General features: G+C 43.6%; 10 protein-coding genes and 1 pseudogene. 7 read left to right on the top strand and 4 right to left on the bottom strand.

The genetic code is table 11. The annotated features are described in order from the left end of the window. Nucleotides 1–7 precede the first annotated feature (7 nt). From K2Q13_RS07640 to K2Q13_RS07650, 3 genes are all read left to right on the top strand, one after another. The gene (locus K2Q13_RS07640; protein ID WP_292920466.1) at nucleotides 8–1,126 is read left to right on the top strand and encodes a penicillin-binding protein activator; all 1,119 of its coding nucleotides are present in this window, start codon (nucleotides 8–10) and stop codon (nucleotides 1,124–1,126) included. Then, entirely contained in the window at nucleotides 1,113–1,451 is a 339-nt protein-coding gene (locus K2Q13_RS07645) for a YraN family protein (RefSeq protein ID WP_292920467.1), read from the top strand. The genes K2Q13_RS07640 and K2Q13_RS07645 overlap by 14 nt, the downstream gene beginning before the upstream one ends. 486 nt (nucleotides 1,452–1,937) lie before the next feature. Continuing rightward, a complete protein-coding gene (locus K2Q13_RS07650) occupies nucleotides 1,938–2,414 on the top strand; it encodes a hotdog fold thioesterase (RefSeq protein ID WP_292920468.1) in 477 nt (158 codons plus the stop codon). Between the two features lie 36 nt (nucleotides 2,415–2,450). Here the strand turns inward: K2Q13_RS07650 and K2Q13_RS07655 are convergent, their stop codons facing one another. Next, nucleotides 2,451–2,912, bottom strand: a complete 462-nt coding sequence (locus K2Q13_RS07655; protein ID WP_292920469.1) for a hypothetical protein — start codon at nucleotides 2,910–2,912, stop codon at nucleotides 2,451–2,453. A gap of 513 nt (nucleotides 2,913–3,425) precedes the next feature. Then, nucleotides 3,426–4,805 (bottom strand): L-serine ammonia-lyase, encoded by a 1,380-nt coding sequence (locus tag K2Q13_RS07660; RefSeq protein WP_292920470.1) that lies wholly within the window; start codon nucleotides 4,803–4,805, stop codon nucleotides 3,426–3,428. A gap of 308 nt (nucleotides 4,806–5,113) precedes the next feature. Between K2Q13_RS07660 and K2Q13_RS07665 the strand changes: the two genes are divergently transcribed. Further along, nucleotides 5,114–5,353 carry a (2Fe-2S)-binding protein gene (locus K2Q13_RS07665; RefSeq protein ID WP_292920471.1) on the top strand — a complete coding sequence of 80 codons (240 nt, stop codon included), beginning with the start codon at nucleotides 5,114–5,116 and terminating at the stop codon, nucleotides 5,351–5,353. 292 nt (nucleotides 5,354–5,645) lie between these two features. Continuing rightward, entirely contained in the window at nucleotides 5,646–8,030 is a 2,385-nt protein-coding gene (locus K2Q13_RS07670) for a TonB-dependent siderophore receptor (RefSeq protein ID WP_292920472.1), read from the top strand. 72 nt (nucleotides 8,031–8,102) lie between these two features. Here the strand turns inward: K2Q13_RS07670 and K2Q13_RS07675 are convergent. Next, a pseudogene (locus K2Q13_RS07675) lies at nucleotides 8,103–9,108 on the bottom strand (IS3 family transposase). A 252-nt stretch (nucleotides 9,109–9,360) separates the two neighbouring features. Between K2Q13_RS07675 and K2Q13_RS07680 the strand changes: the two are divergent. Then, the gene (locus K2Q13_RS07680) at nucleotides 9,361–11,562 is read left to right on the top strand and encodes a hypothetical protein (protein ID WP_292920473.1); all 2,202 of its coding nucleotides are present in this window, start codon (nucleotides 9,361–9,363) and stop codon (nucleotides 11,560–11,562) included. Between the two features lie 310 nt (nucleotides 11,563–11,872). Beyond that, nucleotides 11,873–12,301: a glycine zipper family protein gene (locus tag K2Q13_RS07685; protein ID WP_292920474.1), complete on the top strand. Its 429-nt coding sequence runs from the start codon at nucleotides 11,873–11,875 to the stop codon at nucleotides 12,299–12,301. Nucleotides 12,302–12,363: 62 nt separating this feature from the next. Here K2Q13_RS07685 and K2Q13_RS07690 read toward each other — a convergent pair whose 3' ends face one another. Beyond that, complete coding sequence (locus tag K2Q13_RS07690; RefSeq protein WP_292920475.1) at nucleotides 12,364–13,314, bottom strand: chemotaxis protein; 951 nt, start codon at nucleotides 13,312–13,314, stop codon at nucleotides 12,364–12,366. Nucleotides 13,315–13,648 lie beyond the last annotated feature (334 nt).

A 13,648-nucleotide genomic window follows, 5' to 3' on the forward strand; every position in this document is an offset into this window, starting at 1 on the left:
CCTCACTATGCAACGTTTTTTTACAATAACTCTGGCAGTAGTCTTGTTGTTAAGTTTTAGCTTTTCATCGATGGCGACTGATCTCGGTGAACAAGATCAATTGGGAATTTTACCTGAATCTGCGCTAGTACCTCATGTTGCGCTGTTACTGCCTTTGGAATCCACCTCATTTGGCGAAGCTGCCAATATGGTGAAAGATGGTTTTGTGACTGCTACACAGCGTGGAGAACCGCTTCCAGCAATCATTCGGTTATATTCCACAACCGAAGATCCACTCGATATTTTGCTTGCTTATCATCAAGCACTCAGTGCCGGCGCAATATTCATCGTCGGCCCTCTCACGCGTGATGGTGTTTCCGCTGTGGCCTCCAGTCATTTATCCAGTGTGCCCACTTTAGCACTGAATACAGCGGACAGTAATACGAATTTGCCGCCTAAACTTTATTTTTTTGGTTTGCAGATGGAGTCTGAAGCGAATCAGCTTGCTGAACTAGCGCTGTCAAGTGGTAGAAGTCATGCCATTATTATCGGTGATGACAGTCCACTATCTAGACGGCTGCAGAATGCCTTTACGTTGCGGTGGCAAAACGAGATTGATAAAACCACCGAATCATTTTTGTATGCTGATAATCCAACTGTTCTGCAACAATTTCGTAATTTGACTGCCGGTAGTAATCACTTGGTTTTTCTTGCTCTGGACCTAGAAAAATCACGTTTGCTACGTTCCTACCTTGATCCAGAAGTGCCAGTGTATGCCACATCACAGGTTTTTTCGGGAACTGACAATTTCTTACTCAATAATGATCTCAATGATATCCAGTTTCTGGATATGCCTTGGCTATTGCAACCCGATCATCCCGCTGTTATGGCCTATCGTCACACCAGCACAGCTAAGAGTATTGAAATGGAGCGCCTTTATGCGCTGGGTATTGACGCTTTCCGATTGCTAGTAAATTTGATGCTGCCACAGCCTGTTGATGCAATTTCTATTGATGGTGTTACCGGGCAAATTCGTTTCCAATTACCTAATCAGTTTGTGCGCGAACTTGTTGCGGCACAATTTAAGAACGGTAAAATTCAACTGATAATGGATTCAAAAAGTATTGTGGAAGATGAAGGGCAGTGAGGCTGAAGAAGTAGCCTTGTCGTATTTACAGCGACAACAATTGGTTTTAGTGGCGCGAAATTATCGCTGCCGTTTTGGAGAAATCGATCTGATAATGTACGATAGAGAAACACTGGTTTTCATTGAAGTGCGCATGCGCACAAGTGAAAAGTATGGTGGGGCGGCTGCGAGTATTACTTTCACGAAACGAGCTAAAATATTACGTACTGCGCGATATTATTTGGCTGAATTAGACTTCGAGTTGCCTTGTCGATTTGATGTGCTCTTGCTGTCCGGTAGTCATGGACAGGAGATCGAGTGGCTCAGAGATGCGTTTGGCGAATAATTTATTAGTAAGAAAAGTAATGCAGAGGTATGCATCTATCTTGCGACATGAATGGATTCTTTGTTTATTAGATTATTAGGATAGCAATCTGGTAATACTAGTCTGCAAGACATGTCAGTGGCTGAAGGTATAGAGAATAATGCGCAATTAGGATTCTTGAAGTAGGAAGGTTGTAATTTAGTTCAAGGATGCCTCGGTGCATTCAGAAGACTTTAAAGATAAATATTTGGCATGACTTAAGTCAAGGAAATCAATCAGGAATCTTTCTTCATATCAAACTATTCCAGCTGCATTTTTTACGATCGTCAAAGCACGCTGGAACTTGTTGATAGATCATATAATTCAGCTCGCAAGGTAGTTGTTAGCTAACAGTGTGCGAAAGAGTGGGATGCAAATGTGATCGAAAATTTTCAATCCTGACGTGATTCTGCATCAATAAATGGGGTTTATCCACTATCAAAAGAGAAGAATAGAAAGGAATGTTCAATGACTAAGATTTGGTTTAAAGATTACACAATTGAGTACTTGGAAGGTTTGCGGAATGCCAATATGGGGGAACATATTGGCATTCAGTTTGTCGAGTTGGGCCCAGATTTCTTGAAGGCACGCATGCCGGTCGACAAACGTACGACACAGCCATTCGGTATATTGCATGGTGGTGCAAGTTGTGTGTTGTCTGAGACCTTAGGTAGTGTATCTGGCTGGATGACAATAAATCCCGAACAATACCGTGCGGTTGGGTTGGAATTAAATATCAACCATATCCGGGCAGTTACCAAAGGTCATGTTGTTGGTATTTGCGCGCCATTACATACGGGTCGACGCACGCAAGTTTGGCAAACAGATATTCTCGAAGAAGATACAGGCAAGCGTGTGGCAATTTCACGATTGACGCTGGCGATTATTGAACAAGGTACGCTTAGTGCACAAAAGGAGCACGTAATTGTCGACAAACCATCGTAAACATCGATATCAGTCTTTCAGCAATAGATCCTTACATTAAGTTTTTTCATTGCTATTAGTGGTGTGTGCTTTATCTTTGTGGTTAGCTTTTTCTTCTTCTGTAACGAGATCAACTTCAGGTTGTGTGTCGGTTTTCTGGTCAGTGAGTTCATCGCTAATAGTTTCAGATGACTCACTTGCATTATTGAACGCATTTTCATCCGAGTCATCATCTTGTTTGCCTTTACTATTCCACATGAAGTACACAGCACCCAGTGTCACTATCACAACCGGTAGAGTGATGAACACCAGCAACGCGTATTCGATCGTCATGTCAGCCCCTTGCGGAGGTGGGCTGCTAACGATTACGTAAGCGTGTGTCAGCGCAACACCATATACAGGTAGTAGCGCAGCGATATAGCGATTTGTGATGAATGGACGGACTGTTAACATATTCAAGACATTAGAGGCATAATATCCGATGAAATAAATAAAAATATAAAAGAAAATAGCACCCATAAGTTTCCCTGTATTAATCTGGTTTGTCAGTGATAGAAAGTGGTTTTCAAAAAGAATTAAAATATTGTAGCTTATGATACATAGATCATCATAAAAAAGTACTAATTGGTTTTTTTATATTAAATTAAGCATTAATAAGGCCATTGACACGTGATTCTAAATCGTTTGTTTGTTATCACAAATACTTCACATTTGCCGTGCTAAACTGCCCTTACCTTCCTGATAGTTAGTTGATCAACGTTCATTCGAACGTTGATTTTTTTATCCCATAAGCTTCTTCATAAGTTTTTGACATTGATCTGCAAAAAGTGCCGCTGTGGTTTAGGCAGACTCAAGAGAATTATTTGTCCGTAAAAGATTATTTTTTAAAAACTTTAAAGGCGACGGAGCAAGATATCAATGTGGAATTGCTGACCAGTATTGCGATTCCAGTCGTAATGCTTGGGGTTTTCTTAATTGTTAGAAGAGCGCGCTATATAGTCAGCAGTCAGCAAGTTGTAAAGTCATAGATGATTAACATTCCGTGATACTGACCGCCAGACCGCCTAGTGAGGTTTCTTTATATTTTATCGACATCTCTAGTCCAGTTTGTTTCATCGCAGCGATGCAATTGTCCAATGACATAAAATGCTGTCCATCACCGCGGATTGCCAGTGATGCGGCGGTATAAGCTTTAATGGCACCGAACCCGTTCCGTTCTATGCATGGTACTTGAACCAAGCTGCCAACGGGATCGCAAGTCATGCCTAAATGATGCTCTAATGCGATTTCTGCAGCATTTTCAATTTGTTCAGTAGTTCCACCTTTTATGGCGCACAAACCTGCCGCTGCCATGGCTGAAGCTGAGCCTACCTCGCCCTGGCACCCAACTTCCGCGCCTGAGATTGAGCTATTATGTTTGATTAGTCCACCAATCGCTCCGGCTACCAGCAAGAAATCGCGGACGTGTTCCAGAGTTGCGCCTTCATGTTTTACGGCATAGTAAATAACCGCTGGTATCACGCCCGCTGCACCGTTAGTCGGCGCGGTAACAACCATATGTCCGGCCGCATTTTCTTCATTGACTGCCATGGCATATGCGCACAGCCAGTCATTTAAGTTGGCGTTCTGAGGATTATCCTGCAACTGTTGGTACAACGCATGCGCGCGCCGTTTAATATTTAAACCGCCAGGCAGTCGACCCTCTGCGACCAATCCTTTTTCCAGGCAAGTTTGCATTGCATTCCAGATTGCATCCAATCCTTCATTGAGTTCTCTTTCGTTCATTCGCTCTACTTCATTGCTGCGTTTCATCGCGGCAATCGATAAATTGCTATCGGCCGACATTTTCATCATCTGATTAGCTGAGTCAAAGGGAAAGCCACAGGAGCTGGCAGCTTCTATTTTGAGTGGCGCTACGAGCTTGCCAATTTCTGGCAATGTGGTGATAAACCCCCCACCAATCGAAAAATAGGTTTCGGTTAATAATGTCTTGCCGGTTTCGTCCAGCAGCTGAAAAATCATGCCATTCGGATGTTCTGGTAAAGGTTCACCACGATCGAAAATAATATCTTCTGCTGGGTTGAAGTGAATTTTGATGGATTCACTAATCTGAATGGTTGTTCGCTGCCAAAGTTGTTCGAATAGTTCATTAACATCCAGTCTGGCTAGTCCTTGCGGTGTATGTTGATGCATGCCTAGAGTTACTGCCCGATCAGTAGCATGACCCTTGCCAGTGAAAGCCAAAGATCCTCGTAAAGTACAGCGAACCTGCAAGAAGGATGGAGTGTTGTGATTAGAAACATAGAACTGAATGCGATCACGAAAATCTTTGGCTGCAACCATGGGGCCCATGGTATGCGAGCTTGATGGCCCGATACCTATTTTGAAAAGATCAAGAACGCTAATGAACATTAAATTACCTGTGAAAATTAGGATTGCTTACTGTAGAGGATTCAGGCGCTGATTGATGAAATTTGTGCCTTAAAAATCAGCATCCGGCTAGTATCCTATATGTCTTGCACTGACTCAACAAATTTTTATTTATACAAGTTCTAAACAAGCGATGCTCAACTATTTATAGTTAGGTAGTGATCATCGAAATAAATTGCTTTTTACAATTAAATTGGTATAATTAAGAATCATTCTCATTATTAATAATTCTTTGATCATTGTTTAATAATAATAAATTTAACTGAACTTTAGATCGCAGGGTATTCGATATGTATGTATGTATTTGCAAAGGGGTCACAGAAAGAGCATTGCGGGAAGCAATTTATCAGGGTGCCGACCGGATGAGGGATTTAAAAGCTTGCCTCGGTGTTACTGAGCAGTGCGGGTTGTGTGCGTGCCATGTTAAGCAGGTGTTGGATCAAACGCTGGAGCAGAAGTCTCAGATACAGGGTTTTGTTCCTCAATCTTTTGTTTCTCAGTCCACTTGTATGTGTCCAAATACTGCGTAGTGCGGAGGGCTGATTGGTATCTCCAGAATTGGTAATTACAGGCAGATGTGGAAAGCTTTATTGTCATCGTAGTATAAAGAAAGCTGTTTCTCAGTGATTTCTTCAGTCTTTTCTGCATTATGGATATCTTGGTTCAGCTTGATCAAATCCAAACTCAATCGAACAGATCTATATTTACTGTTCATTTTCCTTGTGTGATACATATCCATTATTGAGTGGCGAATATTGTGCTACTTAAAATGCCCGAGAGCTCTTGCTAAAAGCAACAATAATATTTGTACCTTAATTTATTATGACTATCCGCGGGATTGCTAGGTGTTTCTATTTTTATGCAATATTGTTCAATTTGAGCCTGGCTTTAATTTTCTTTCCAAAACAAAGTATTGCTCAATCTATAGATGCGTCGTCAACTACACTCACCCTCAGTATTCCAGCCGGTTCTTTGCATGATGCTATCAGTCAGATCGAGGAGCAGTTCGGAGTCAAGCTGACTGTTGATCCTGCTTTGCTGCAGGGAAAGGTGACTTTTGGACTCAGTGGTGATTTTGAAATTCAGTCGGCTCTGAATCAGTTGCTTGAGAATTCTGGATTGCGAGCAATTCAGCAAGCTGAAGGTTATATCATTGCTGTGCAGCCAGCTGCATCAGGCGCTGAATCGGTGGTCACTTTGCCTTCAATTCAAGTCACTGCCGATAGTGCTAGCCGTTATGCGGTAGTAAGCACCAATACAGCGACAAAAACCAATACTTTATTGCGCGATGTTCCACAAGCAATTTCAGTAATAACCAATGAGTTGATTAAAGATCAATCCATCCGCAGCCTGAGCGATGCAGTTCGTTATGTACCCGGTGTCGGTGTGTCACAAGGAGAGGGCAATCGTGATGCGCTGGTATTTCGTGGTAATCGTTCGACGGGAGATTTTTTTATTGATGGCATACGTGATGATGCCGAATTCTTTCGCGATTTATATAATATTGAACGTATTGAAGTGCTCAAAGGTGCCAACGGTATGATTTTTGGCCGCGGTGGCTCAGGCGGTGTGGTCAACCGTGTATCGAAACAGGCCAGCTGGGATCCAGTTCGGGAATTTACTTTTCAAGGTGGCTCGTTCAATCAGAAAAGAATGACCGCAGATGTTGGTTATGTCATTAACGATGTGGCTGCTGTGCGTTTGAATGCCTTATACGAAGATGCTGGCAGTTTTCGCGATGGCGTCAGTATGGAGCGTCTTGGAATATCTCCGACCGTTACGATCAAACCAACGTACCGCACTAAGATAGTTGCAGGTATGGAGCGATTCCACGATGATCGCACCGCTGATCGAGGTATTCCCTCATTTCTAGGGCGTCCTATTAATGTGCATGAGTCGCAGTTTTTTGGTGATCCTAAGCGTAGTAATGCAAACATCGATGTGTTGTCGTTCAATTCTTTCATCGAGCATAAATTTGATTCCGGGGTTACGCTGCAGAACCGTACGAACTACACGACGTACGATAAGTTCTATCAAAATATCTTTGCCAATAGCCAGGCTTTTTCCGGATTAGTCTCGCTCGGTGCTTATAACAATGCGACTTCACGTGACAATGTTTTTAATCAGACGAATTTACTCTATTCGCTCAATACCGGGCCAATTGCGCATACGCTGATGGCAGGTATCGAGGTGGGGCGTCAGGAAACCCATAATCAGCGGCGAAATGGTTTTTTTAATAATGACGAATCGCAAGTTAATTTGCGCGTGCCTTTAAGTAACCCGGTTACAAATGCTCCCGTGGGGTTTTTGACGCGGGATACAGATGCTCATAATCGTAGTGTTGTCAACGTTACATCGTTGTATGTCCAAAATCAGATTGAATTGTTGCCGCAGCTGCAATTAATTGCAGGGGTGCGCTACGATATGTTTGAAGTGGATTTCCGGCAGAGGAATGCGGATAGAGCACACTTAAAAACAAGAGATGATTTGATCGCGCCACGCTTTGGCGTCATTTATAAACCCATCGAGCCGATTTCTTTTTATGCCAGCTATAGTCAAGCCTATGTCCCGCGCGCCGGCGATCAACTAACATCCTTGAATGTTACAGTCGATACACTTAAGCCGGAAAAATTCACAACACTTGAGACCGGGATTAAGTGGGATATCCGCCCTGATTTGGCATTAACGGGTGCTGTCTATCAATTGGATCGAACGAATGTGATAACGGCTGACCCAAATGATCCGACGCGAACTTTTTTAGCCAAGGGGCAGCGCACAGAGGGTATTGAAATCAGTCTGAATGGTCAACTGACTTCAGATTGGAGTGTGATGGGTGGCTACGCTTATCAAACCGGTGAGTTTACTAGCGAGATACCGGGTGTAGCAAAAAGAGGAACCACAGTAGGGGAGCTTCCTCGAGACACTTTTTCCGCCTGGAATCGATACGATATTACCCCCAAAGTGGGGGCTGCAGTTGGCGTGATTTATCGTGGCGAGATGTTTGCTTCCGCCGATAATACGGTCAGAATTCCTGATTTTACAAGGGTCGATGCAGCTTTATTCGCGCAATTTACCAAACGGTTTCGCGGTCAGTTAAATATTGAGAATTTATTTGACGCCAATTATTTTGCCTCGGTACACAACAACAACAATATCTCGCCCGGTTCTCCGATAGCCATTCGCGCTACCTTGATTGCAAATTTTTAATTGGCAACCTAAGTGGCCGCACTTGATTGGACAGTTTTACCCATATCTTAAGTGGAAATCTCGCGTTAATGCCTACACTGTATTTTGCATTGCAGGCAGGTTATCGAAGTAGAATTCATTTGGCGTTTTGTCGTCAAGCGCGGTGTGAGGTCTATTTTTGTTGTAGAACATGAAATATTTCTCTAAGCCTTGTTTTGCATCACATACGTTGTCGTAGGCGTGCAAATAGATCTCTTCGTATTTGACGCTCTTCCAAAGCCGTTCGACAAACACGTTGTCACGCCAGCTACCTTTGCCATCCATACTGATCTGGATACCGTTATCCTTCAGCAGCCCGGTGAATTCCAGGCTGGTTAATTGGAATTTTTGCTGTCAGTATTAAGATATCCGGCTTGCTTTGCTTGTTTATGGCTTCTTGCACAGCTTCAATGCAGAAGTCGGTAGCCGGGGCCATGACAGCGCCCGACGGCTTGCCCAGTCGATTACGACGAACGAATAAACGAAGCCACGCCACGCTTCATTGGGGTGTACATGATATCTGCTGCCCAGACATGGTTTGAGCGGGTGATGGACAAATTCCGCAACAGATACAGATAGACTGGATGCACCTGATATCGCTTGCTGGTGTTGGGCTTGCGGTAGATTGCGTAGATTCCTATTCGCTTCATCAGCGTAGATACACGACGCCGACCGAATAGACTTCCTTCACGTTTGAACATTTTGGAAAGCATTCTGGCGCTTGCAAAGGGATGATTCAGATGCAATTCGTCTATCCGTCGCATCAGCGCAAGCTCTTCCGCTGATGGCGGAGCGCGCCTTCTAAAAAATCATTCTCCAGCGTGAGTTGCCCAATCTTGGCGTGGAGTATCTTGAGATCAGGCTCGGCGGCCTTTACCCTTGAATTACTCCCGAACACATCGATTGCAGATTCCTGTAACTGCTGCTTCCATTCCGAAATCTGATTCGGATGCACATCAAATTGTTCAGCTAACTCAGCAAGTGTCTTGTCACCCTTGATCGCAGCTATGGCCACCTTGGCCTTGAATCCCGCTGCGTGATTCCTCCTCGTCCTTCTCATACTCTCGCTCCTTTATTTACCGTCAATTTCACGACTTGGGTTGAGCTAGATTGCCACTTAACGGACTGTTCGAATTTACGAGGCTACTTCTAACAAGTGGTAGTAAAGAACAATTAATAGTATATCGATTGATTTTATGAATAATAATGATTATCATTGGCGTTCGTATTAATATTGATTCATTTTATGAAAGGGTTTCCAATAATGTTTTTATCCAAAAAAACCATAATTTCAATAAAGAGATTATTGATAATGAGTTTAACTATTCTTGCTCTGGCGATAGGCAGTGCGAGTGTTGTTGCATCCGATATTCAAACCATTCGGTCGGCTGTTACTGCTTTTCAGACCATTGGCACATTGCGTAGGGAAACACCAATTAACGGTGATGCTATCGCTGCAGCTTATGCAGGTGATCTACAAACGCTAACACAAGAAATCGACACAACCAATTCATTAAAACTGGATAGCGATATCCTGGCGGCGATTGAAGAAATTAAAAGTAATAATGAGCCTAGCTTGGCAGCGCAGGTAATTGACAAGACATTACAGCGTGTCTTTTATCAAAGTTTTTTTAACCGTATCGCAGCGATACGTGATGAATTTGAGTCAGCAACATCTGCGACACTAATTCAGATACTGGAGGAAACTGAGGCAGTATTTCAAGCGGTTTCTGCCACGGCCGCAAGATCCAATGAAGTGTTGAGCGCTGATAGAAGGTTTATTGAAGAAGGCAGCAACCCCGGATTAGATGTTCAAATTACTGAGTCGCTGGCACGAATTAGGACCGCGCTGAATAAAAACAATCCGGACGAAGATTTTGCTACTTTTTCTGTTGAACGTTATGTGACAAGAATGTCATTAGCGCGCGCATACTATATAGGAGTATTACGCGAAGTAAGGGGTGTCATTGAAAATAGAAACTCAGATTTAATTACAGCACGAATACAGTTAAAAGAAGGAGAGGTTTTTTATCGCATTATTGAGTCGCTGGTTGCACGCGATAATCCGACGGGTAATGCATTGATCAAAACTCAACTGGCAGGAAATGCTGCGGATGTTGTTGCAGATGAGATTGTCAGTGAATTGAATAAAGGATTCATTGGCCGGGTTAAAGGGGAAATGGATGGTCAGGCGAGTAGCATTGGAGTAGATCGCGTTCACGCAATGGCGGAAGCTGCGGGCGCGATGGCTTTTGCCAAGATTCTTTTACCTGATCTAGAGTTACGGTTGGGTACGGAAGCACGCGTCAATCTAGAGGCCGCATTAAGTGATCTGCAAACTGCTAGCAGTGAAAATAGTGTGCCTAATTCGGCGATAGCACGTGATGCAATATCAGCAATTCTGAATAGTTATGAGGCTGAATTAAACCTGGTTAAATACAGTGCGACAACAACCACAGTGCTTATTGATAATGCGGTTTCAGGTTTTCAGACGATTACAGATTTACGTGGACAAACTACGATAGATGGAGAAGCAATCGGGGTCGCATATAGTGGAGAATTGCAGCAACTGACGCAGCTGGTTGATCAAGTCTACGGTTTATCGATTGACACAGATGTTTCGGCTGCAATTGAATCGGTCAAGGCTGGAAATGAAGTTCCATTTTCGCTGCAAATCATCGATAAATCATTGCAGCGTGTGTTTGCTCTCGTGGTTTATAACCGAGCGACGCTCGTGATTGAAAATTTTGATGGTTTATCAACTGATGAACTGGCACTAGAATGGGATAGAGCTAATTCAGCTTATAGTGCTGTTGCTGGCACCGCTGGTAGGGTAAACAAAGTTCTCACAGAGGATAAACAAACACTCCAGGATGGAAGTAATCCGGACTTAGATGATCAAATCACTTTAGCGTTTGTGCAAGGAAGAGAGGCATTAAGCAAAGCAAATGCGGATGATCGCCTTAATGTTGCGATTGCGCGTGAAAACATCGTCATTCCACTGGCGAGAAGCTTCTTGATCGGCGTATTTCGCGAAGTCGAAGGAATTATTGCAAGCCGGAATACAGATGCTATAGAAGCAAGAGAAAAACAGATCGAAGGTGAGTTTTTCTACCGTATCGTTGAGAGTTTTATTGCTTTGGATAATCCTGTGGGGAGCAATCTGATTAAAACTCAATTAACCGGCGATATGGCTAATGTAAACGCAAATGAAATCGTTATCGAGATCAGCAAAGGGATTATGGGTCAGGTCAATAGAAATATCGGTATCATTGAATCTACTTTTGGTATTGACAGAAATCAGGCTCTCGTAGCGGCTGAGAGAGTTTCTTTGTATATCAATATCTTTCTACCGGATCTGGAGTTGCGTTTAGGTTCTCTGGAGCGTGTAAAAGTACAAAATGCATTGCAAGATCTGAGAGAGGCCAGTGAAACCGATGATGTTTCCAAAGCATTAACTGCGGGATCGACGCTAACCGGAATCATAGCAGCGTACGAAAACGAACTAATCTAGTAGCTAGATTGCGCCCGTCCTGAAATTTCTCAGTGATGGGCGCAATCGTTTTTTTAATTTAGCAATTCGCAAGCAGGCTCCTTGAGAGGGAGGCAGCAATGAACCTCCGGCTACGCCGGAGGTGATTTAACTCTCCCTCTCCCTCTCCCTCTCCCTCTCCCTCTCCCTCTCCCTCTCGGCATAATTGGTACGGTATTTTTCCAGCCGGTATTAATGAATCCATCTATGGCAGTATGTTTTAAGAATACTAATATACATTCCAGTTATACTGTTTAACCCGATAAAAATGTTTCTGAGATGAGGATAAACGATGAAAATCGCAATAATATTGATGATCGGCTCGATACTTATTGGCCTATCGGCCTGCTCTAGTACTGGGCCTGTGCTATATCCCAATACGCATTTTTTATCCGTAGGTAAAGATTCTGCGGAGCAGGATGTTGAGGTTTGTAAACAGCTGGCTGAATCAGCTGGCGCTCGGGAGGGCAAGGGACAGATGGGGGATGTGGCAACCAGTACAGCGATGGGAGCTGGTGTTGGTGCTGCAAGCGGAGCCGCAGGAGGAGCTATTCGTGGATCAGCGGGACAGGGCTCGTTGATTGGAGCTGCCGCTGGAGCCACTGCTGGATTGTTGCGAGGATTGTTTTCGACAAGGTCGTCGCAACCGAGTCAGGCTTATGCGAATTTTGTGTCGCGTTGTTTGAAAGAGAAAGGCTATGAAGTTACCGGCTGGCAATGACCGGTAACTTTGCCTGTTCGAAAGCTGATTATTTTTTGGAAAGAAGTGATACTTGCTCTCGACTACGCCAATACCTTTCGCATTGCATCGGCTAGTTCTTCTGCGACAAATTTTGCGACATAAGCATCCGCACCTACCGATTTAACGTGATTTTCGTTTGCTTCACCTGTAAGTGAGGAATGAATTATCACCGGGATGGAGTTAAATCGCTGATCGTTTTTGACGTTGCGGGTCAGCATGAATCCATCCATTTCTGGCATTTCCAGATCGGTCAAGACTAAAGCAACTTTGTCTTGAATTGTTTTGCCTTCGGCTTCGGCAATATCCGACATGGATTGGATTTTGGTCCAAGCCTCGAGTCCGGTTTTAGCCATGACATAAGGCACATCTAATGCTTTTAGCGCATTCTCAATCATGCTGCGCGCCAACGGCGAATCATCAGCGGCCAATACTACTTTTCCAGCAGGCAGTCTTATTTTGTTGCCAATATTTTCGGGCATGATATCACCGCAGGAGTTAGGCAGGACATCGCGCAGAATCTGCTCAACATCCAGAACCTGAGCCAAGCGAGAGCCTTCTTTATCGCCATCAAGCCGTGCGATACTGGTGATTAAGTTACCACCCTTGCCGTCTGCAGCAATTACTTGATTCCAATCCAGGCGCGCAATTTCGTTGACTTCTTCGACTGCGAAAGCTTGAGTCGAACGAGCAAACTCAGTGACCAAGAGTATCGAAGTTCCTTTGCTCGGTTTACAACCTACAACTTTCGGTAGGTTGATGACAGTAATGACTTGACCACGAATATTAGCTATGCCCATTACATAGGGAGGAGCGTTGGCAATTTCGGTGATGTTTGGCATAACCAGGATTTCACGTACTTTAAAAACATTAATGCCAAATAATTCACGCTGGTTGGCACCAGGAGCTTCGCCTAATCGAAACAGCAACAATTCGAACTTGTTATTAGCAGTTAAATTGGTGCGTTCGTCAATTTCGTGCAGGGCTGTGCTCATAGTGTGCTCTCCAAATTTGTGAAGAAAATTAGAATTAATAGTTGTGTGCGGAATCGGCTAAAGTTAGAGAATCTTGAAAAATGTGGCGAAATACTTTTTGTCATGATTATTCATGAACTAAATTGGATTGCTATCAACTAGTCGGATATTTTCTTGTCGAATGAGTGAATAAGAGTGTTTCCTTCAAAAATTTCAGGTTGGTACATTATCAGTGCAGGGTAGGTCTTTTGATTGATTGAATAAGGGTTATTTTCATTGTTTTTTCCCTGGCTTCTGGAGAATCATTCTAGCTGGGCTCTGGCAGTAATCGTACTAAAAAAGACTGCAAGGGTTC

The organism is Nitrosomonas sp., assembly GCF_019752095.1.
Taxonomy (GTDB): domain Bacteria; phylum Pseudomonadota; class Gammaproteobacteria; order Burkholderiales; family Nitrosomonadaceae; genus Nitrosomonas.